Raw genomic sequence first — 21,289 nt, forward strand, 5'->3', positions numbered from 1 at the left:
CGCGGCACCTGCCGCCAGCATGACGCCAAGATTACGATTTGGTAATCTGTGGATCGGGGAAAGCAACGGCGACGATCAGACCCGGCCCGGCGTTCCCCAACGACAGCTGCGCGCCGTGCAGATCCGCGATGGCCTTGACCATGGCAAGCCCGAGACCGGAGCCGGGCGTGCTGCGGCTGGCATCCAGCCGCACAAGGCGGCGCAGAACATCGTGACGCCGCGCCTCAGGAATGCCGGGGCCGGTGTCGGAAATGCTCAGCACACGGCCCGACAGGCTCAGCCGGATCGGGCTGCCCGGCGCGTGACGCAGGGCATTTTCGACGAGGTTGGCAATCAGGCGCGACAGCAGGTGCCGGTCGCCAGTGATGGGCTGCGCCTCGTGGACGTCGCAGCTCAGCGTGCCGCCATGCTCATCGACTGCGGGTTCATAGATCTCGGCCATGTCCTGCAACAGGGCGACAAGATCGATCGGGCCAAAACTGTCGCGGCCCTGTCCGCCTTCCAGCTGGGTGATCTGAAGCAGGGACTGGAAGGTCGCGATGATCTGCGCAGTTTCGGCCTGTGCCCCCTCAAGCTGGGCGCGCGCGGCGGGTGGCAGGTCCGTGTCGGCGAGGCGCTCCAGCCGCACCGAGACACGCTGGATCGGCGTCTTGAGATCATGCGCGATATCGGAGCCGATCTGGCGCAGCGCCTGCGTCGCGGCCTCCTGTGCCTCGGCCATGCGATCAAGGTCGCGGGAGATATCGCCAAGGTCCGTGTCCGGATGCGGCGCTCCGGTGCGGGCCGACAGATCACCCTGCGTCAGGGCCTGCAGGGTGGTCTGTATCGCCCCGACCCGCGCACCGGTGCGGCGCACCGCCACCAGACCGATGGCCGAGGTGAGCAAAAGCGCGGGCAGAACGCTGCAAGCCAGAATGGCGAGGAAGATCTCGTTAAGCTCCTCAAGGTTTTCACGCCCGATCAGCACGGTGATGTGACCCGGCGACAGGTCGGCGGAACGCACAAGATAGCTGGGGGAGAGGGCCTTTCCGGGAGCGACATCATGGCCCCTCACAACCCCGTCGCGCAGATCCGTCCGCGGCAGATTGCCCACCACCACACCGTTCAGTGACAGGCGCACCAGAAGCGTCCGGGGATCGGCCGAGGCGGCGATCTGGCTGGCGCGCTCAAGACGTTCGTCCGCGTCGGGTATGGCGCGCAGCTCTGCAATAAGCTGAGTTGCGCGGCTGTCGATTTCCACGCTCAGCGTCCGGTGCATCAGCAGATAGGCCGTGCCCAATCCGGTGCCCAGAAAGCCCGCGAACACCAGAATGACCACGACGGTCAGGCGCAGTGGGGTGGAGCGCAGATGCCTCATTCCGCGATCCGGTAGCCAGAGCCGCGGATGGTTTCGATCAGCGCCGTGCCAAAGGGTTTGTCGACCTTGGCGCGCAGCCTGCTCATATGGCTTTCGACCACGTTCGTCTGTGGGTCGAAATGGATGTCCCAGACGGCCTCCAGCAGCATTGTCCGGGTCTGCACCCTGCCCTTGCGGCGCAACATGTGCTCCAACAGGGCAAATTCACGCGGCTGCAGGTCGATGTCGCGACCAGCCCGCAGCACCCGACGCGACAGCAGGTTCATCTCCAGATCCGCCGCGCGCAGCATGGTCGGCTCATCCGAGGGCGGCGGCCGGCGCGCCAGCGCGTTGAGGCGGGCCGACAGCTCTCCAAAAGCGAAGGGTTTCACCAGATAGTCATCGGCGCCCGCGTTCAGACCGTCGATCCGATCCTCGACCCCGTCGAGCGAGGTCAGAAGCAGCACCGGCACGGGGCTTTTGGCGGCGCGCAGTGTACGCAGGATCGACATGCCATCGACGCCCGGCAGCATCCTGTCCAGCACCAGAACGTCATAAGTCCCCGAGATTGCCTGCACCAGACCATCGCGACCATCGGCAAAAAGGTCGACCACATGCCCTTCGGCCCGCAGGCCTGAGGCGATATATTCGCCTGTGGTTTTGTCGTCCTCGATCACAAGGATATGCATTGGGCGTCCTTTGCGTGAAGCGGCTGAGAGGCCAGAGCGCCCCGGCGTGGCAATTCTGGGGCAATCGACGGCGTGCAGTCTGCGGCCTCCGGCGCGCTGGCAGCCAGATTATACCGTATCCGGTTCGTGTGCACATTACGGATAATCAATGACGTGACTCGGGGAGCCGTATCTGGGGCCGCAGGTCACTCCATACGCGATCGAATGGTCAGCTGAGGCCCGGTCCCTGCGAAGGACAGAAGGCTGGCTGCCCCCAGCTGGGCCATCGTCACGTCACGAAGGACGGCCCGTTTCGCGTCTTTCGCGCCGCCTGTGATTTCATCGGCAACCGGAAGCTTGCCAATGTTTGGCGGATCATTTGCTTGCAATCAATCGGAATTTTGTCTCTCTTGGGTGCAACTACGGAGGTTGATTGTGAGCAATGACGTAGCGGTTGAAGCACGCGCGGCGTGCAAGGTCTACGGCCAGGGTGCCGGGGCCGTAACGGCGCTTGGAGGCGTGTCCCTTGTGATCCGCAAGGGCGAGTTCTTTACTCTGCTGGGCCCGTCGGGCTGCGGCAAGACCACTCTGCTGAAGCTGATCGCGGGTTTTGAAAGCCCGAGCAGTGGGCAGATCCTGCTGGATGGTCAGGACATCACCTTTGATCCGCCCAATACCCGGCCGGTGAATACGGTGTTTCAGTCGTACGCGCTGTTTCCCCATCTGACCGTGGCCGAAAACATTGGCTTTGGGCTGAAGATGCTGGGCCGCCCCAAGGCCGAAGTGGCCGAGACTGTCACGCGGATGCTGGCACTGGTGCGGCTGGAAAAGATGGCGGATCGCAAGCCGGTCCAATTGTCGGGCGGTCAGCAGCAGCGCGTTGCCTTGGCCCGTGCGCTGGCCCCTGCCCCCAAGGTTCTGCTGCTGGACGAGCCTCTGTCGGCGCTGGATCTGAAGCTGCGCAAGGAAATGCAGATCGAGCTGAAACGGCTGCAGGTCGAAACCGGCATCACCTTCATCTTCGTCACCCATGATCAGGAAGAGGCGCTGACCATGTCCGACCGGATCGGCGTGATGCAGGCGGGGCATCTGCTGCAGGTCGGCGATCCGCGCACGATCTACACACGCCCGGCCAACCGCTTTGTCGCCTCCTTCATTGGCGAGTCGAACTTTCTGACCGGCACGCTGAGCGGCAGTGACCTGACGTTGGATGCAGGGCCGAGGATGCCGGTGGAGAGGGCCGATAACGCCCCCGTCTCGGGCCATGTGACGGCTGCAATCCGGCCCGAGCAGATCCGCATTTCCAGCGACGCAGGCAGCGGGATCGCGGCGAAAGTGCTGGATACGGTCTATTTCGGCACGGACACCCACTGCGTGCTGGCGCTGTCGGATGGCACTGAAATCACCGTGCGCCTGCAAAGCCCGGTGTCGGGGGATGTCGGCCTGCAGACCGGATCGCAGGTCACCCTGACATTTGAACCCGGAGCCCTGATCGTGCTGCCGGAGGTCGCATGAGCACGCCGATGGACCCGAAAGCACGCGCTGAAGTCCGGCGCGGCTGGCTGCTCTCGGCCCCGGCACTGGTGCTTTTGGCGGTGGGTGCTTCGGGGCCTCTGCTGATCATGCTGGTCTACTCGTTCCTTGAGGCGGGTCAGTACGGCAATGTCGAATGGGTGATCTCGTTCAAGGCGTGGTTCAACGTCGTGATGACGCGCGATATTTTTGACGGCACGCTTGGCTTTGCCGACGCGCATCTGACGATTTTCTGGCGCTCGGCAAAACTGGCGTTTCTGACCACCGTCTTCTGCTTTGTCGTCGGCTTTCCCACGGCATGGTTCATTGCAACACGCACCCCGAGCATGCGCACCGCGCTGTTGTTCCTGATCACCATTCCGTTCTGGACCAACCTGTTGATCCGCACCTTTGCGATCAACCAGATCATCCGCAACGAAGGTTTCCTGAACACCGGCCTGCTGTACCTCGGCATCATCAAAGAACCGATCGTGATGCTCTACACCGATTTCGCGGTCTTTATCGGCATGACCTATGTCTATCTGCCGCTGATGGTGCTGCCGCTGTTTGCCGCGATTGATCGGTTCGACATGCGCCTGCTGCAGGCGGGCTACGATCTCTATGCCAGCCGCTGGCAGCTGCTGCGCCATGTCATCGTGCCGGTGGTCAAGCCGGGGATCATCTCCGGCTCGATCCTCGTCTTCATTCCGGCGCTTGGCGCCTACGTCACACCGCGCATCCTGGGCGGCGGGCGCAACATGATGATCGGCAACTTCATCGAACTGCAGTTCGGGCAGGGGCGCAACTGGCCACTGGGGGCCGCCCTGTCGGTGGTTCTGCTGGTCATCGTCAGCGTGGCGCTGATCGTTTACACCCGTTTTGCCACTGGCGGTCAGGATAAATCGCATGGCTGATCGCAGCTTCTCGATCTCGCGCCTGCCCGGGTTTGCGACCATCGCCGTCATCGTCTTCGTGCTGCTGTATCTGCCGATCGCGATGCTGGTGATCTTCTCCTTCAACGCCGGCGACAGTGTGGCAATCTGGGAGGGCTTCTCGCTGCGCTGGTATCCGGAGGCCTGGCAGAACGAAGCGGTCAAGGCCGCAACTCTGCGCTCTCTGCAAGTGGCAACGGCCGCGTCGCTGATCGCGACAGGCGTCGCCACGATGGCCGCCCTTGGCACGACGCGCAGGCGGGCAACGCGCGGGCAGAGCTTTGTCTACGTGATGATCAACCAGCCGCTGATGGTGCCCGAGATCGTCACCGGCGTTGCCCTGCTGATCTTCTTTTCCTCGATCAAGGTGATCACCGGCTATCAGGGGCTGGGCTATCTGATCCTGGCCCATGCGGCCTTTTGCACGCCCTTCGCCTATCTGCCGATCCGCGCACGGCTTGAGGGGATGGACCTGGCGCTGGAAACCGCTGCGGCCGACCTCTACGCCAGTCCCTGGCAGACCTTTCGCCATGTGACGCTGCCACTGGTGATGCCGGGGGCAGTGGCGGGGCTGATGCTGGCCTTCGTCACCTCGCTGGACGATGTGGTCATCACAGAGTTCGTGAAATCCGCCGGCCAGGATACGCTGCCGACCTATATGCTGGCCCAGATCCGCCGGTCGGTCAGTGCCGATATCAACGCCATCTCGACCCTGCTTCTGTTGCTGACCGTCGTTCTGCTGACCGCATTCTTCCTGCTGACCCGCAAACGCACCTGATTGAAAAATAATAAAAATATCCAACAAGGAGAGAGACCCATGAAGACGTTACTTGCCACTGTCGCCATCCTCTGTGCCGGCGCAGCCCATGCCGAGGGCGAACTGCAGCTCTATAACTGGGGTGACTATACGAGCCCCGAACTTCTGGCGAAATTCGAGGCCGAGACCGGCATCAAGGTCACGGTCACTGATTACGATTCCAACGACACGGCGCTGGCCAAGGTCGAAGCGGGCGGACACGGCTATGACCTCGTCGTGCCCTCAGCCAACTATGTGCCGATCTGGCGCGAAAAGGGCCTGATTACCGAACTGGACATGTCCCGCCTGCCGCATCACGGCAATATCGCCCCCCAATGGATGGACGTGCACTTTGATCCGGGCCGCAAATTCTCGATCCCATGGCAGATTGGTGCGACGGGGATTGCCGTGAACACCGACGAATATAGCGGCGACATCAACACCAGCGCGATCTTCCTCGACACACCGCCGGAGCTTGTCGGCAAGGTCAACGTCACGCCCGAGATGAACGACATCATGTCGCTGGCGCTGTGGTATGTCGGCGGCGAACCCTGCTCGGAAGATCCTGAAAAGCTGAAGGCCGCGCGGGATGCCCTGATCAAGGCCAAGCCGAACTGGCAGTCGATGGATTACGGCATGACGGAAAAGCTGGCCTCCAACGACACCAAGGCCTCTGTCTATTGGAACGGGGCTGTGTTCCGCGCGCACCTCAAGAATGACAAGGTCGCCTTTGGCTACCCGCAAGAAGGCTTTCCGATGTTCATGGACTCGGTCGCGCTGTTGTCGGACGCCCAGCATGTCGACGAGGCCTACACGTTCCTCGATTTCATCATGGTCCCGGAAAACGCCGCGATGATTTCTGAATTTGCCCGCTATGCCAACGGCATCGCAGGTTCCGAAGCCTTCATGGACGACGAGATGAAAGCCTCGCCCATCGTCAACATCCCTGCGGAATATGCCGCAGCAGGTGAGTTCCTGCCGACCTGTTCCGCCAAATCGCTGGAATACTACACGGCGATCTGGACTGAACTGCAAAAGTAAGATCAACCGGGGGCGGTCTGGCCCCCGGCATTCCCCCGCAGGGCGGCCTTTAACTGAAACGCCGCCACCGGAGAGCCCGATGTCCACCTCACCTGATCTGGTCATTCTGAATGGCGCCCTGATCACCTTTGATCCGACCCTGCCGCGCGCCTCGGCACTGGCTGTGCGCGATGGGGTGATCGTCGCTGTGAGCGACTGCAACACGATACGCGCCATGGTCGGCCCCGCGACCCGTGTGATCGACGCGCAGGGCAGCACCGTTCTGCCCGGTTTCATCGACAGCCATGTCCACCTGTTCGGCGGATCGGTCGAACTGGAGTATCTCGACCTCGGCGGTAAAACCGGGTTTGAGGCGGTGACAACTGCGGTGCGTGCCCGCTCTGCCGCCGACCCGAATGTGCGCATGATCTTTGCGGTGCAGGCCGACTACAGCCTTTTCGGCGCCGGGCATCGCACCACACGGCACGACCTTGACCGGGTACTGCCGGAGCGGCCTTTCGCCATCTTCGCCTCCGACCATCATACCATCTGGGCCAACACCCGCGCCCTCGCGCTCGCAGGGCTTCTTGGCGGCGGGGCGACAGAGGTCGGCTCCGAGATCGTGATGGGACGGGACGGCCTTGCCGAGGGCGAATTGCGCGAACCCGGGGCCTATGCCCGGGTGCTGGCCCTGACCCCTTATGGCGGGCGTGATCTGGCAGGGCTCGTCAGTGGCAAGAACCCCGAACCGCCAGCGACCGCCGCGCAAAGAGCTGCCGACCTCGGGGCGATCCGGCGCGGGCTGCAGCATTGCGCCAGCCACGGCATCACCGGGCTGCACAACATGGACGGCAGTTTCTACACCATGGAGTTACTGGCCGAGCTTGAAGCCGAAGGCGATCTGATCTGTCGCACCGAAGTGCCGTTCCATCTCAAATCCGTCGACACATTCGAACGTTTTGCCGAGGCTGAGGAGATGCGCCGCCTCTGGTCCAGCGACCGGCTCTGGTGCAACCGCGTCAAGATGTTCATGGACGGCGTGGTTGAGAGCCACACGGCGCTGATGCTGCGCCCCTACCCCGGCTCCGACCATGTGGGCGATGCAGTTTTTGAACCCGAGCCGTTCAACCTGGCCTGTATCGAGGCCGACCGGCGTGGGTTTCAGATCGCGACCCATGCCATTGGCGATCTTGCCGTGCGCCGCACGCTGGACGGCTATCAGGCGGCGCGTGACGCAAATGGCGCCCGCGACGCACGCCATCGCATTGAACATATCGAGACCTTGCACCCTGACGATCTACCGAGGTTTGCCGACATGGGGATCGTCGCCTCCTACCAGCCAGGCCATGCTCCGTTCGGGCATATCTATACGGCAGGCGCAATCGAGCCTCATCTGCACGACGATCAAAAGCCCCTAGCCTACGCCTGGAAAACTCTGCGCGACGCGGGAAACAAGGTGATCTTTTCCACCGACTGGCCCGTGATCAAGGTAGATGTCATGGCCACCTTGCGCGCAGCCACCGCCCCGGTGCCAATGCCTGCGCCCTGGGGCGATCAGCGCCAAACTTTGTTGGACGCTCTGGCCTCCTGCACCGCCGACAATGCGTGGGTTGAGTTCAACGAGCATCGCAAGGGGCGACTGAAAGCGGGCTTCATGGCGGATATCGTCGTGATGCGCGACGATCTGGAGGGCATGGAGCACGACAGGTTCGAGACCACGGGCGCCGCCTTCACCATCTCAGGCGGGACTGTCGTGTTCGAGGCGTGATGCCTTGCGGATGCAGCGCCCCGTCAGCACACAGATTTGCGCAGGGCTGCGTCCAGGCGTCAACGCAATGATGGATGAGCCGGTGCCGCAGGCTGCCTTCACAATCCCCGACACACAGATGCCGTGGCCATAGAGCCCGGCGTAGCTGTCGCCCATCATCGCATGCATCGGCCCCCCTCTGCCCCTCCCTCGGCGCGGGCGAGACACTGGGCGTCTACGCGCTGATGAGCGCAGGCCGCTCGGTGTTTCTGGAATGCATCATGGCGCAGCATCCCCAAGCCGCGAGATTCGCGAAACAGCCGTCAACCAGCAGATTGCGCACGGCATCGCTCCGGTGCCAGAGGAGCGCAAGAACAACGGTCTGTTCCAGATCATGTCGATCCGCGCCTGTTGCTGATGGGCGATCCATCGCGCGACTGCCAGATCACCCGCGAACACGCCCGGGCGTTTCTGACTTCCATGCGCCCCCGGTCTGGCGGCCCGATGCTGCACCCTCAGGACAACATGGATCGCAATCGCAAGATCGGTGCACTGGCCGCAGGGATGGTCCAGGATGGAATGACGCTGATCCTGGACGCAGGCACCACCATGAGCGAGGTTGCAACGCCCCTCACCGGGCGATCCAACCTGACGATCCCCGGCAATGCCCCGGACAAGCCCCGGACAAGCCCGGAGGGCAATTCAAGGCGCCGACCCCCCCGTTGTCGGGGGACGACTTACGCTCGACAACGGCAGGCAGGTTGTTCCCGGTCCGCAGGTAACGCACTTGATATCGGCCTGACCTACCCGAGCTTTGCCGATCAGCATTTGAAAGAGGCGATGATCCGCACCGCCGCCCATCTTCTTCTGGTGGCTGATAGCACCAAGATCAACCGCGCCTCGTTCATCCGGCTGGGCGCGCTGGAACTGATCCATTCCTACATCACCGGCGACGGGATCTCGGATGCGGACGCCACGGAATTCGAGCGCGCGGCATCGAAGTGCTGATCGCGAAGTAGGCCGCATCCGGGGGACGCGGCCTGTCGCGGTATCAGGCGGCTGTGCGCGCCCCCTCTTCGGCATCCAGCTGGCTGTGCAGGCGCCACGTCTGAACAGCCGCATCTGCCGCCTCGCGTCCCTTGCCGACGAAATGGGCGTGATAGAAGGCCTCATGCTCGCCTTTGGGCTGGAAGTGGTGCGGGGTCAGAGACACCGAAAAAACCGGAACATCGGTGGCCATCTGCGCCTCCATAAGGCCTGAGACAACCGCTTGCGCGACAAAATCATGCCGGTAGAGCCCGCCGTCCACAACCAGTGCCGCTGCCGCGATACCGTCGTACCGACCAGAGGCCGCAAGCTTCTTGGCCAGCAAGGGCATCTCAAAAGCGCCAGGCACATCGAAAGTGTCGACGCTGGCGGAAGGCGCAATTTCCGACAGTCTTTGGGTAAAACCGGCAAGGGCCTGATCAACGATCTCGGCGTGCCAGCGTGCCTTGATGAAGGCGAAGGTTGGGGATTTTGTCATGTCTGTGGTCCTCTTCAAATGACAAGATCCCAGAGCATGTCTACAGGCCCGCACCCAAACCTGGGGACGCACCTGCTTTCTCCGGCCATCGCCCTTGGGGTCGACCCGGTGCACATGGGCATCCTCGTCGGCTTCAACCTGACCGTCGGTCTGCTGACGCCGCCGATGGGTGGGGTGCTGCTGATCCTGTCGACCGTCGTCGACATTGGCTACTGGCGGCTGGTCCGCGCCGTTCTGCCCTTCCTGTTTGTCGAGCTGATCCTGCTGGGGGTGCTGATCTATGTGCCCGCGATTTCGCTGACACTGCCGCGCTACCTCGGCCTGATCAACTGACGATCCCAAAAACTGCCAACAAGGAGACTACCAATGAAAAAAACGCTGTTTGCTGCAACCGTCAGCCTGTTCGCCCTCGCGAGTGCCGCGCAGGCCATGGACGATGTCGTGATCGCCTTTGCCGGCTCTGAGGATCTGCAGAACGACGCGGAATACGTCTTTATCAAGGGCTTCGCTGACAGCCTTGCGACCCACGACGTGACCACGATCGTGCATCCCTCCAACACCATGGGCAAGGAAAGCGACCGGTTCGATCAGGTCAGCCAAGGGCTGCTGCAGGTCAATATCGCCAATGGCGGGTCGCTGATGAAGGCCTCGGCCTTTGCCAGCGCGCTGTTCCTGCCGTTCCTGAGCGCCGGCGAAGAGCAGTTTGACCAGATGGTCGAGACCTCCGGTGCGCTGAACCGGATCAACGATGAAGCCTCGCGCCTCGGGGTGCGGATTGCCGGGTTCGCGATGCGCGGCGGCTCGCTGGGGCTGTTCAACAACGCCAAGCCGGTGACCACCATCGCGGACGTCGAAGGCATGCGCCTGCGCGCCCAGAACGGCGATCAGATGAAGATGTTCGCAGCCTGGGGTGCCAGGCCGACCGTCGTCAGCTGGGCCGAGACGCCGAACGCACTGCAGACCGGCGTGGCGGTTGGCCACTTCAACCCGCCCTCGACCGTCGTGGCGGCAGGTCAGGTCGATCTGCTGAAATACTTCACGCCCCTCGAAGCGGGTCCGGTGCCCAAGGTCGTGATGCTGTCGGACGACTGGTATTCCATGCTCGACGACGAGGAGCGCGCTTGGGTCGACGCCGCCGTTGATGCGGGCATCGCCGCGAACCGGACCTGGGCCAAGGAAAAGGTCCCCTACTTCGAGCAGGTCATTCAGGACGGCGGGATCGAGATCACGCCACTGGACGAGGGCGAGCGCCAGAAGTTCGTCGATGCGACGACATCCGTCTGGAGCGAGATCGTGCCGCAGGAGGATATCGACTTCCTCACCGGCTACCTCAACTGAGCCTGACTCACCTCCGGGTCCGCCTTTGGCGGGCCCTCCCCCCCCCTGCAGGAGATACCGATGCTTGCACTCTCGAATACCCTCGGCCGGATCAGTGACACGGTGGACCGCGTGATGCGTGGCGTCGCGCTGGTCTTTCTGGTCGTCATGGTTCTGGCGATCAGCCTGCAGGTGGTCGCGCGTTACGGCTTTGCCGCGCCCCCCAGCTGGACGGAAGAGGCCGCGCGTTATGCGATGGTCTGGGTCGGTCTGCTGGGCGCCAGCATTTCCTTCAAGGCCGGGTTCGACCCCAAGCTGGTCAAGCTGCCGGTGCGCACGCCGCGCGCGATCCTTGCCGTGGCGGCCGTGATGCGCGGCGCGGCGGTTGTGACCTTTCTGGGCCCGATCCTGTTCTTCTGCTTCTACGGCCCCGGCATGAACCCTGCCCGGTCGTTCCTGGCGCGCAACCTCTACACCACGGCCGAAAGCTTTGACCTGCCGACGATCTTCGTCGCCGTGACGGTGCCGATTTTCATCGTCGCGATCTTTCTGCACGGGCTGGCCTCTTGCGCGGCCAGCCTGACCGCTCTGCGGCACACCGACCAAGAAAAGGACGCCCATGCCCCGCATCACGCCTGAGACCATCGCTGACGACAGCGCCTTCATCGCCCGCCTGACCGAAATCCGTCAGGACATCCACCGCCACCCCGAAACCGCCTTCGAGGAGGTCCGCACATCGGATATCGTTGCGGCGTTTCTGCAAGCTCTGGGGATGGAGGTACACCGTGGCCTTGGCGGCACCGGCGTGGTCGGCACGCTGAAGGGGCGCAAGCCGGGCCAGAAAGTGATCGGCCTGCGCGCCGACATGGACGCGCTGTTCATCGCCGAGACGACGGGCAAGCCCTATGCCTCGCAAGTGCCGGGCAAGATGCACGCCTGTGGCCACGACGGGCATACCACCATGCTGCTCGGCGCGGCTGAAAAGCTGGCGCAGGACCCCGATTTTGCCGGCACGGTGCAGTTCATCTTTCAGCCCGCCGAAGAGGGTCTGGGCGGTGCGCGTGTCATGATCGAGGACGGACTGTTCGACCTGTTCCCCTGCGATGAGGTTTACGGCGTGCACAATGACCCCAAGCAGCCGCTCGGTCAGGTAAAAACGCGCCCCGGTCCCTTCATGTCGGCAGGCGATACCTGGGAGGTGATCTTCGAGGGCACCGGCGGTCATGGCGCGATGCCGCATAATGCGACCGATCCGACCATTCCGGCGGCGCAGTTCATCGCCTCTCTCGCAACGATCATTTCGCGCAAGGTGCCGGCCAACGACGGCGCGATCGTCTCGGTCGGGCATATTGCAGCGGGCGATTACAACAGCCCCAATATCATCCCAGCGAAGGTGACGGTCCGGGGCACCGCGCGCTCCTACCGCCCCGAGGTGCGCGACACGCTGGAGCAGATGATCGGCGCTCTGGCGCGCGGGGCCGCAACCCCCTACGACATCATCGCCACGCTGATCTACACCCGCCGCTATCCGCCGCTGATCAACACCGCGCGCGAGGTGGATCTGGCGGTGCGTGCAGCCAGCGCGACGGTCGGGGCGCACCGGGTCCAGCCTGAGGCCGAGAGGGTCGGTGGCAGCGAGGACTTCTCGTTCATGCTGGAAAAGGTGCCCGGCGCCTATGTGATGATCGGCAATGGCGATGGCCCCGACGCGGCCTTCGTACACACACCGAAGTTCGATTTCAACGACGCGCTGATCCCGATCGGTGTCGCGTACTGGATGAACGTCGTGGCCGAGAGCCTCGGTTAGAACCAAGTTGGCGGCCTGTGCAGGGGCCGCCGACACAGCTGCCCGAAATGGGCCGCTGGGGTGGAAATTACATCTGTACATAGGCGGCAAGCTGTGGCGGCATGGGGTGCGACACCTGCTGCGCTGCGCGTTCCGATCTCTGCGGATCTGGCTTTCAGTGGGCAACCCCGAGGGAGCGCTGCCATGATCCATGAACACTCGACCTGCAGCCGCACCACGGCGATGGTCGCCTCTGAATTGTACTACTGGCACGACACCCTGAACTGGTGCGGCTTTTTTGAGCCGTCTCTGACCTGCCAGCCCAGAGAGCATTTTGAAAACCCCGAGACCAAGCGTCGCTTGCAGAACCTGCTGCAGGCCTCGGGGTTGTGGGAACATCTTTCGCTGATCAAGCCCCACCCGGCAGAGGATGCCGTCATCCAGATGGTGCATCCGGCGGCCCACATCGCGCACCTGACCAGCGTTTGCGCCTCAGGCGGCGGCGAGACCGGCCAGCTGACACCCGCCGGGCCGGCCAGTCTGGACATCGCTCGGCTGGCGGTGGGCGGTGTGGTCGCCGCCGTGGATGCGGTGATCGGGGGCAAGGCGGACAATGCCTACGTACTGTGTCGCCCGCCCGGACATCATGCCCTGCCCGAAATGGCGATGGGATTCTGCCTGCTGGCCAATGCTGCCGTGGGTATCCGTCATGCCCAGCGCACCCATGGGATCAGGCGCATTGCGACGATCGACTGGGATGTTCACCACGGCAACGGCACCGAGGCGATCTTTCTAGAGGATCCAGAGGTGCTGACGATCTCGCTGCACCAGGACAATCTGTTCCCACCTGCCTCCGGCGGCATCGGGGTGCGGGGCGCCGAGGGTCGCAACCTCAACATCCCCCTGCCCCCCGGTTCCGGCTCGGGTGCCTACAGAGAGGCTTTCGACAAGGTGGTGCTACCTGCGCTGGAAGCCTTTGCGCCTGACATGATCTTTATCCTGTCGGGCTACGATGCCTCGGCGATGGACCCATTGGGGGTGATGATGCTGTCCTCCGAGGATTTCCGCTGGATGACGCAGCAGGTGATGCAGTTTGCCGACCTTCAGTGCGCTGGCCGCATCGTTGTCACACACGAGGGCGGCTATTCCGCGACCTATGTGCCCTACTGTGGCCATGCCGTGATCGAGGCACTGAGCGGGGCCTCGGCGCAGCTGACGGATCCCTTTGATGCGCATATCGCCAACTATGGCGGGCAAGCGCTGAGCCATGATCAGGGCGCAGCTGTCGAGCGGGCCCGCGCGGCCTACTTTGACTGACCCGCTGGGGGGCGTGTCAGAAATGGTGGTAGGCCTCGGCGAAGTATTCCTTGAGGATGTTGATGAACACCTCGACCGCGCGCGGGCGCATGTCGCCGTAGTGATCGACGGTGATCACATTCGGCGCGGGCAGCGGATCGGTCAGGCGCAGGCGTCGGGTACGCTGCTCCAGCGGCAGGGGCGTGCGTGGCCATGCGTTCAGGATGGTCGCGCCGAAGCCGTTTGAGACGCTGCGGATGATGGTGTCGTAGCTCCGGCTTTTAAAGACGATCTTCGGACGATGGCTGGAATAGTCGAACAGCGTCATCAGATAGGTCATGGTCAGTGGAAGACTGAGCAGAGCCACCGGCTGCTGCGCCAGTTGCGAGATGCTGATCGCATCATATTGCGCCAGCGGGTTGTCTTCGTGCACCATCACATGCGGCGGCGCGCGGCCAATCCGTTCGATCGTACCCGTGAAGTCGGGACCGAGGTCATAGACCACCACGACATCCACCTCGCCCCGGTCCAGATAGCGTTTCAGGCTGGGCTGATCTGCCTCAACCAGTTCAACCGAAATGCTGCCGATCTGCTGGCGCAGGCGGCGCAGCACCTCGACCATCATGATGGAACTGAAGGGCTCGAACAGGCCGATGCGCAGGCTTTCGTCATCCTGCCCCTGCGCGCGCACGTCCCGGCTGAACTCCTGCTCGGCCATCAGCAGACGGCGGGCCGAAGTGATGAATTTTTCACCGGCGGCGGTCGTGTAGACACCGCGCCCCTTCTGACGAGAGAAAATGCGAATCCCGAGGTCCTGCTCGATCGTGTCAACGGCCGCAAGGATCGAGGACTGCGAGATGTTCATCTTCTGGGCAGCTTTGGCAAAGCTGCCACTTTCCTGGACGGCAATAATATAGGCCAGCTGCTTCAGACTCGGCGACATGGCAGAGATATCCATTGAATAGGTACCCATGCGATAATGTTTGTATTTTACAGCTAGGCCAGCGGTTTGTCAGCATCGTCTCAATTCAAGGGAAGAATGGATGATGCCGTGCTGAAAACCCAGACGCTCCCCTCCTCGGATGCCAGTGAAATCTGCCGCATGTCCGCAGCTGACCTGACACTGGCCTACGCCTCGGGTGCGCTGTCTCCGGTGGAGGCGACCCGCGCGGCGCTGGAGCGTTCCGAACAGGCCCAGGCACGCTGCAATGCCTTCACCCTGATTGACCACGACGCTGCGCTGACAGCCGCCTTTGCGTCCGAGGCACGCTGGCGGGCGGGCACAGCGCTGTCGGCTATCGACGGGGTGCCTGGCACCATCAAGGATATCGTCACAGTCGCGGGGTGGCCGCTCAGCAATGGCAGCACGCTGTGCCCCGACAGCCCCTGCGCCGAGGACGCGCCAAGTGTGGCAAGGCTGCGCAAGGCGGGGATGGTCATGCTGGGCGTGACCACAACGCCAGAGTTCGGCTGGAAGGCGCTGACCGACAGCCCCCGCTGGGGTATTACCCGTAACCCATGGGATCTGTCGCTGACGCCCGGGGGCTCCTCTGGCGGCGCGGCGGTGGCGGCCAGCATGGGCGCGGGTGTGTTGCACCTTGGAACTGACGGTGCCGGCTCGATCCGCATCCCGGCCGCCTTTACCGGCATCGCGGGCATCAAGCCGACGTTCGGGCGTGTGCCTGCCTATCCGGCCTCCGCCTTCGGCACGGTGGCCCACATTGGCCCGATGGCGCGCCGGGTGGAGGATGTGGAGCTGATGCTGTCGGCCATGTCGGGGCGCGACCGCAGGGACTGGTTTCAGGGAGAAGGTCAGCTGCACCAGCTCAAACAGCATGAAACCACCCCCGCCGGGCTTCACATCGCTGTCTGGAAGACCCCACCCGGAGGCGCTGTCGACCCGGACGTCGCGGCGCATTTTGAGCGCAGCCTTGCCCGGTTCGAGGCTGCCGGGGCGATCCTTGAAGAGATCGACCTGCCGATGCTGGACGACCTCTACGGCATCGCCACGCGACTGTGGTTCAGCAGCGCGCGGGTCCGACTGGAAGGCGCGGGCGCGCTCGACACACTTGACCATGACAGCATCGACCCCGGTTTGCTGGAGATCGCCGAGGATGCCGCACACTGGAGCACTGGCGACTATCTCCGCACCGTGAGCCAGCGCGCAGAGTTCGGCGCCGCAATGGACCGCCTGACCGAACGCTTTGCCTATATCCTTGCGCCAGCCTGCACGGTGCTGCCGTTCGAGGCGGGCCATGACGTGCCCCCCGGCAGCGGCATGGATCGCTGGTTCCGCTGGGCTGGTTTCAGCTATCCGATCAACCTCAGCCAGCAACCGGCTGCCGTGGTCCCCGCCGGGCTGAGCGCCAATGGCCTGCCGCAGTCGTTGCAGATCATCTCGGCACGCGGGCGCGACTCGGCTGTACTGGCGCTGGCCAAATGGTGGCAGCGGCACGATCCGGACAACCTTCTCTGATGCCATGCCCGCCTGTGAGCGGGCGGGCGGCACCCGACATTCTGCACGACCCATAATCATAAACAGCCACAAGGCTGCCCAACACGGAGATACGACAGATGATCAACAGACGCTCACTGCTCAGAAACTCACTGGCCAGCGGGGCCGGGCTTTCGCTGCTCGCGGGGATGAACGCCAGCACTGCAAACGCGGCCGACGCCGAACCGATCCCGATTGGCGCGGCTCTGCCCATGTCGGGCACCGCCGCCGCGGATGGTATCGAGTTCAAGAATGGCCTCGACCTCGCCATTGAGGAGATCAACGCAGTTGGTGGCATTCTTGGCCGCCCGCTGGAACTGCATATCGAAGACACCGCCGAAATGGGCGCCGATGTCGTCAGCCAGGCCATGCAGCGTCTGATCGACCGCTACGGCACCCCGGTGATCGTCAACGGCTACAACTATGGCACCAACATGGTGGAAATGGACGTCGCCGCCGACAGTGACGTCATCTTCATCCACTACAACACGTTGATTTCGCACAATAACAAGTTCAAGGAAGACCCCGACCGCTACTATGGGTCCTTTCAGGGCGATCCGCCCGAATACTACTACGGCCCCGGTCTGCTGAGCTATCTCAACGGCCTCATCGACAGCGGCCAGTGGGAACCGGCAAACCGCAAGATCGCACTTGTCGCCTCCTCCGTCGAATACTCCATCGTCATTGCCAATGCCGTGCGTGAATTTGCCGACCAGTACGGCTGGGAGATTTCGCTCTACGAGACGGTACAGTTCCCGACCAATCAATGGGGCCCGACGCTGGCCAAGATCCGTCAGGACGAACCTGCCGTCATCGCCGTGACGCACTTTCTGCCACAGGATCTGGCGGCCTTCATGACCCAGTTCATTCCGCAGCCGACAAATTCGCTGGTCTACATGCAGTACGGCCCCTCACTGCCCGCGTTCAAGGAAATCGGCGGCGAGTCCGTCAAGGGCGTGGTCTATTCCACCGTCGTCGGCTGCCTGCCCGATGACTTCTCCGAAGGCTTCCGCACCGCCTACCGGGAAAAGTTCGGCCCCACTGCCGCCTATCTGACCGGCTCGCAAACCTATGATGGGCTGTGGAAATGGGCGCTGTCCGCCGCCATCGCCGGCGGCGCGGGCGAGCCTTATGACGGCGATCAGGCGCGCGCCGTGTCGGCGTCGATGAACCGGCTGATCTATCGCGGCGTGAACGGCATCTGCCGGTTCGATCCCGAGGGCCAGTCGGCCTATACCTTCCCGGCGCAGACGCCCGACGCCTCGCTTGGGATGCCGCACCAGTTCCTGCAACATCAGGATCTGACGCAGGACCCGGTGCTGGTAGCGCCGCCCGCCTATGCCAAGGGCAGCTTCATCCTGCCGCCCTGGATGTCTTGATGGCAGGCTCCGACACGCCCCTGCTGACCTGCGCGCAGGTCTCGCGTCACTTCGGCTCGCTTGCTGCGGTGGACGGGGTCTCGTTGCAGGTGATGCCCGGCGAAGTGCTGGGTATCGGAGGCCCCAACGGCGCCGGAAAAACCACGTTCTTTGACGTGGTCACCGGCATCACCGCCCCCTCAGGGGGGCGGATCCGCTTTGACGGCCACGACATCACCACCTGGGGCGCGGACCGGATCTGCCACGCCGGGGTGGCGCGCACCTTTCAGCTGAACGCGGCCTTTGACCATCTGACCGTGCAGGAAAACGTGCAGGTTGCCGCGCAGTTCGGCCGCACCGCCCGCCGTTTTCCCGGCCTCTGGCTAAGCGATACGACAAAGACGGCGGTGCAGGAGGCGCTTGAGTTCGTCGGCCTTGGCGCAAAGCGACAGATGATCGCGCGCGACCTGCCGGTGCTGGATCGCAAGCTGCTGATGATCGCGGGGGCCATGGCCACCAACCCGAGGATGATCTTTCTGGATGAGCCCGTCGGCGGCCTGAACACCGACGAGATCGACCATATTCAGGCGCTGGTGCGCAAGATGCAGGCGCGCGGCATCACCATTGTGCTGATCGAGCATGTGATGCGCTTCCTGCTGTCGCTGTCGAGCCGCGTCATCATCATGCACCACGGCCAGGTGATCTTCGAGGGCCGCCCCGATCAGGTCGCCGAGGATCAGACCGTTGTCGAGACCTACCTTGGCAAGGGCGCGGCGGGGCGACTGAAATCGCATTTCTCGGAGGCCGATCATGTCTGAGACCAAAGGCACCAGTCTTGAGCTGGAGGGTATTCATGCCGGATACGACGGCCCCGATGTGCTGCATGGCATCACGCTGACGGTGCCACAGGGGCAGATCGTCACCGTCGTCGGACCGAACGGGCATGGCAAATCGACCCTGCTGCGCACCATCTCGGGCCTGACGGCACGGCGTGCGGGCAGGATCCGCCTCGGCGGGCAGGACCTGACGGGCCTGCGCCCAGAGCGGATCGCCGCCCTCGGGCTGGCGCATGTGCCACAAGGCGATCTGCTGTTCCCGGAGATGACAGTTTACGAAAATCTGCAGATGGGCGCCTATCTCAGCCGCGATCCGCAGCAATTCGCCGCCCTGCTTGAGGACGTCTATGCCCTGCTGCCCCGGCTGAAAGAACGCCACGGGCAGATCGCCTCCTCCCTCTCGGGGGGAGAGCGGCGCATGGTCGGTATCGGGCGCGGGTTGATGGCGGGTGCCAGGGTACTGATGATCGACGAACCCTCACTCGGCCTCGCCCCCCTCGTGATCGAACAGATCTACGAGGTGATCGGCACCCTCCGTGAACAGGGCCGCACCATCCTGCTGGTCGAGGAAAACCCGGCCCGCGTCGCGCATCTGAGCGATGTGATGCACCTGCTCGACGATGGCCGGCTGACCTGGTCCGGCGCCCCGGCCGAGCTGCTGGAGCGAGAAGAACTGCTGGAAACCTATTTGGGGGGCTGAGACATGGACATTCTGATTGCCATCATAACCACCGGCCTGACCAATGGCGCGCTCTATGCGCTGGCCACCATCGGGCTGTCTCTGGTCTGGGGCTCCATGGGGATGCTGAACATGGCGCATGGGGCGCTGCTGGCGCTTGGCGGCTATGCGGTATTCAGCGTGGCGACCACTCTGGGCCTGCCGGTGTGGCTGGCGGTGCTCGCCGCCGCCGGAGCGGGTGCGCTTGCGGGAGTGATCCTTTATATCTGTGTCGTGCGCAGCCTGATCCGCACCGCGGGCAAGAATTTTGAAACCAGCGTGATGATTGCCACTGTCGGCATCTCGATCTCGTTGCAGAACGCCCTGTTGCAGGTTTACGGCGGCCAGCCGCTGAAGCAGCCCTTCGGCGTTTCCGGCGCATTCCGCATCGGCGACAGCGTGGTGCCCTGGCTGAACGTCGTCATCATCCTCGTCTCGGTCGTGGTGATGCTGGGTCTGGCGCTGCTGATCAGCCGCACCCGCATGGGCCGTGCCATCCGCGCCACCGCTCAGAACCGTGAGGCCGCCCTGCTGATGGGCGTCGCGGTCGAGCGGACCTATCTGCAGGTGCTGGCGCTGTCCGGCGCCGTCGCGGGGATCTGCGGCGTGCTGGTCAGCTCGGTGACGCAGCTGTCCCCGACCCTCGGCGCCGACCCGATGCTCAAGGCCTTCATCATGTGCGTTGTCGCGGGCCTCGGCAATCTGCCGGGCGCCGTGGCCGCCGCCTTCGGTCTGGCGATGATCGAGGCCGGAGTGCAATTCGGCATGGGCGCACGCTGGGGCTTTCCGGTGCTGCTGATGCTGGTCATCGCCATCCTGATCTGGCGCCCGAACGGCCTGTTCGGCCGCGCCCAGATCCGCCGCATGTGAGGACGAAAAGATGAGCGACACGACACAAACCCTTCCCAAGGCTGGAAAAACCCTGTCTGGCGGCCGGATCGACCTGCTGATCGCGGCGCTGTTGCTGGCCATGGCGATCGCCGCGCCCTTCGTGATCGAGAGCCGCTACATGATGGGTCAGCTGATCCTTGGCCTGTTCTGGGCCTCGGTGGCCGTGCAGTGGAACCTGCTGTTCGGCTATGCGGGCGTGTTCAGCCTGGGGCAGATGGCGGTCTTTGCGGTCGGCGGCTACGCCACGGCGATGCTGGCCTATTACCTCGACCTGAACATCTTTCTGGCGATTGCGGCTGGGGCTGTGATTGCCACCGTGTTTTCCGCCCTTGTCGGGCTGGCCTGCCTGCGCCTGCAGGGGGTTTACGTCGCCCTGCTGACCTATGCCATCGCGCAGGTGATCTACCTGCTGATCGTCACCGACACCAATTGCTTCGAGATGGTCGGCACCACCTGCCGCCAGTTCACCGGAGGCGCCACCGGCTTTGCCCGTTTCGGCGATTTCGGGATGCGGGCGATCCTGAAGGGCGACTGGATCAAGGGCAACTACGCCATCGTTCTGGGCTGTTTCGTGCTGTCGATGCTGGTCAGCTGGATCATTCTGCACGGGCCGATGGGGCTGGCCTTCAAGGCACTGCGCGACAATCAGGCCTATGCGGTGGCGCGCGGCATCAACCGCTTTCACACGCAACTTCTGGTTTTCGGCCTGTCGGCGTTTTTCACCGGCATGACCGGCGGCCTCTATGCCACGCATTTTCAGGCGATCGGTCCGGGCATCTTCTCGATCTCGTCGCTGCTGTTCATTCTGGCGATTGCCGTGGTCGGAGGCGTCGGCACCTTCTGGGGGCCGGTGGTCGGCACCATCGTGCTGATGGTCGCGGATGAGCTGATGCGCGAGGTCGGCAGTTTCCGCAGCATTGGCCTGGGGCTGATCATCGCCTTCGCAGTGGTGGCCCTGCCGCGCGGCCTCGTGGGCCGATTCAGCGACATCTTCCACAAACACAAGAGCTGACGGAGCCGAGAGAGGCGCCGCGCCCGACAGAGAGAAGGAAAAACC

22 protein-coding genes are annotated in these 21,289 nt (G+C 63.5%); 18 read left to right on the top strand and 4 right to left on the bottom strand.

Annotated features, from left to right (window positions below):
- Positions 1-31: 31 nt before the first annotated feature.
- The gene (locus F3W81_RS08280) at positions 32-1,357 is read right to left on the bottom strand and encodes a sensor histidine kinase (protein WP_193083130.1); all 1,326 of its coding nucleotides are present in this window, start codon (positions 1,355-1,357) and stop codon (positions 32-34) included.
- Complete coding sequence (locus tag F3W81_RS08285) at positions 1,354-2,025, bottom strand: response regulator (protein ID WP_193083131.1); 672 nt, start codon at positions 2,023-2,025, stop codon at positions 1,354-1,356. The genes F3W81_RS08280 and F3W81_RS08285 overlap by 4 nt, the downstream gene beginning before the upstream one ends.
- Before the next feature lie 414 nt (positions 2,026-2,439).
- On the opposite strand from F3W81_RS08285, the gene F3W81_RS08290 reads away from it, so the two are divergent.
- The 7 genes from F3W81_RS08290 to F3W81_RS08320 all read left to right on the top strand — a co-directional run bounded on the left by F3W81_RS08290 (position 2,440) and on the right by F3W81_RS08320 (position 9,019).
- Entirely contained in the window at positions 2,440-3,519 is a 1,080-nt protein-coding gene (locus F3W81_RS08290; protein WP_193083132.1) for an ABC transporter ATP-binding protein, read from the top strand.
- Positions 3,516-4,430, top strand: coding sequence for an ABC transporter permease (locus F3W81_RS08295; protein WP_407692465.1), 915 nt, complete (start codon positions 3,516-3,518; stop codon positions 4,428-4,430). Before F3W81_RS08290 ends, F3W81_RS08295 begins: the two co-directional genes overlap by 4 nt.
- The gene (locus F3W81_RS08300) at positions 4,423-5,226 is read left to right on the top strand and encodes an ABC transporter permease (RefSeq protein WP_193083133.1); all 804 of its coding nucleotides are present in this window, start codon (positions 4,423-4,425) and stop codon (positions 5,224-5,226) included. Before F3W81_RS08295 ends, F3W81_RS08300 begins: the two co-directional genes overlap by 8 nt.
- Positions 5,227-5,265: 39 nt before the next feature.
- Complete coding sequence (locus tag F3W81_RS08305) at positions 5,266-6,285, top strand: extracellular solute-binding protein (protein ID WP_193083134.1); 1,020 nt, start codon at positions 5,266-5,268, stop codon at positions 6,283-6,285.
- 79 nt (positions 6,286-6,364) lie between these two features.
- Positions 6,365-8,032 (top strand): amidohydrolase, encoded by a 1,668-nt coding sequence (locus tag F3W81_RS08310; protein WP_193083135.1) that lies wholly within the window; start codon positions 6,365-6,367, stop codon positions 8,030-8,032.
- 253 nt (positions 8,033-8,285) lie between these two features.
- Entirely contained in the window at positions 8,286-8,429 is a 144-nt protein-coding gene (locus F3W81_RS08315; RefSeq protein ID WP_193083136.1) for a hypothetical protein, read from the top strand.
- 107 nt (positions 8,430-8,536) lie between these two features.
- Entirely contained in the window at positions 8,537-9,019 is a 483-nt protein-coding gene (locus F3W81_RS08320) for a DeoR/GlpR family DNA-binding transcription regulator (RefSeq protein WP_226941912.1), read from the top strand.
- A 43-nt stretch (positions 9,020-9,062) separates the two neighbouring features.
- Here F3W81_RS08320 and F3W81_RS08325 read toward each other — a convergent pair whose 3' ends face one another.
- The gene (locus F3W81_RS08325) at positions 9,063-9,536 is read right to left on the bottom strand and encodes a 6,7-dimethyl-8-ribityllumazine synthase (RefSeq protein ID WP_193083137.1); all 474 of its coding nucleotides are present in this window, start codon (positions 9,534-9,536) and stop codon (positions 9,063-9,065) included.
- Positions 9,537-9,572: 36 nt separating this feature from the next.
- Between F3W81_RS08325 and F3W81_RS08330 the strand changes: the two genes are divergently transcribed.
- The 5 genes from F3W81_RS08330 to F3W81_RS08350 all read left to right on the top strand — a co-directional run bounded on the left by F3W81_RS08330 (position 9,573) and on the right by F3W81_RS08350 (position 13,956).
- Positions 9,573-9,869, top strand: a complete 297-nt coding sequence (locus F3W81_RS08330; protein WP_226941913.1) for a TRAP transporter large permease subunit — start codon at positions 9,573-9,575, stop codon at positions 9,867-9,869.
- Positions 9,870-9,902: 33 nt separating this feature from the next.
- Complete coding sequence (locus tag F3W81_RS08335) at positions 9,903-10,874, top strand: TRAP transporter substrate-binding protein (RefSeq protein ID WP_193083138.1); 972 nt, start codon at positions 9,903-9,905, stop codon at positions 10,872-10,874.
- A gap of 60 nt (positions 10,875-10,934) precedes the next feature.
- A complete protein-coding gene (locus tag F3W81_RS08340) occupies positions 10,935-11,492 on the top strand; it encodes a TRAP transporter small permease (RefSeq protein WP_193083139.1) in 558 nt (185 codons plus the stop codon).
- The gene (locus tag F3W81_RS08345) at positions 11,473-12,660 is read left to right on the top strand and encodes a M20 aminoacylase family protein (protein ID WP_193083140.1); all 1,188 of its coding nucleotides are present in this window, start codon (positions 11,473-11,475) and stop codon (positions 12,658-12,660) included. The genes F3W81_RS08340 and F3W81_RS08345 overlap by 20 nt, the downstream gene beginning before the upstream one ends.
- A 183-nt stretch (positions 12,661-12,843) precedes the next feature.
- Entirely contained in the window at positions 12,844-13,956 is a 1,113-nt protein-coding gene (locus F3W81_RS08350; protein ID WP_193083141.1) for a class II histone deacetylase, read from the top strand.
- A gap of 16 nt (positions 13,957-13,972) precedes the next feature.
- On the opposite strand, the gene F3W81_RS08355 is transcribed toward F3W81_RS08350, so the two are convergent.
- Positions 13,973-14,878 (bottom strand): LysR family transcriptional regulator, encoded by a 906-nt coding sequence (locus F3W81_RS08355; protein ID WP_226941914.1) that lies wholly within the window; start codon positions 14,876-14,878, stop codon positions 13,973-13,975.
- A gap of 96 nt (positions 14,879-14,974) precedes the next feature.
- Between F3W81_RS08355 and F3W81_RS08360 the strand changes: the two genes are divergently transcribed.
- From F3W81_RS08360 to F3W81_RS08385, 6 genes are all read left to right on the top strand, one after another.
- Positions 14,975-16,411, top strand: coding sequence for an amidase (locus tag F3W81_RS08360; protein ID WP_193083143.1), 1,437 nt, complete (start codon positions 14,975-14,977; stop codon positions 16,409-16,411).
- A gap of 98 nt (positions 16,412-16,509) precedes the next feature.
- Entirely contained in the window at positions 16,510-17,808 is a 1,299-nt protein-coding gene (locus tag F3W81_RS08365; protein ID WP_193083144.1) for an ABC transporter substrate-binding protein, read from the top strand.
- Positions 17,808-18,605, top strand: a complete 798-nt coding sequence (locus tag F3W81_RS08370; RefSeq protein WP_193083145.1) for an ABC transporter ATP-binding protein — start codon at positions 17,808-17,810, stop codon at positions 18,603-18,605. The genes F3W81_RS08365 and F3W81_RS08370 overlap by 1 nt, the downstream gene beginning before the upstream one ends.
- On the top strand, positions 18,598-19,323 hold the full coding sequence (locus tag F3W81_RS08375) for an ABC transporter ATP-binding protein (protein WP_193083146.1): 726 nt from the start codon (positions 18,598-18,600) through the stop codon (positions 19,321-19,323). Before F3W81_RS08370 ends, F3W81_RS08375 begins: the two co-directional genes overlap by 8 nt.
- Before the next feature lie 3 nt (positions 19,324-19,326).
- On the top strand, positions 19,327-20,211 hold the full coding sequence (locus F3W81_RS08380; RefSeq protein ID WP_193083147.1) for a branched-chain amino acid ABC transporter permease: 885 nt from the start codon (positions 19,327-19,329) through the stop codon (positions 20,209-20,211).
- Positions 20,212-20,221: 10 nt separating this feature from the next.
- Entirely contained in the window at positions 20,222-21,244 is a 1,023-nt protein-coding gene (locus F3W81_RS08385; RefSeq protein ID WP_193083148.1) for a branched-chain amino acid ABC transporter permease, read from the top strand.
- The last annotated feature ends 45 nt before the right edge of the window (positions 21,245-21,289 follow it).

This window comes from Pseudooceanicola spongiae (genome assembly GCF_014899185.1).
Classification (GTDB): domain Bacteria; phylum Pseudomonadota; class Alphaproteobacteria; order Rhodobacterales; family Rhodobacteraceae; genus Pseudooceanicola; species Pseudooceanicola spongiae.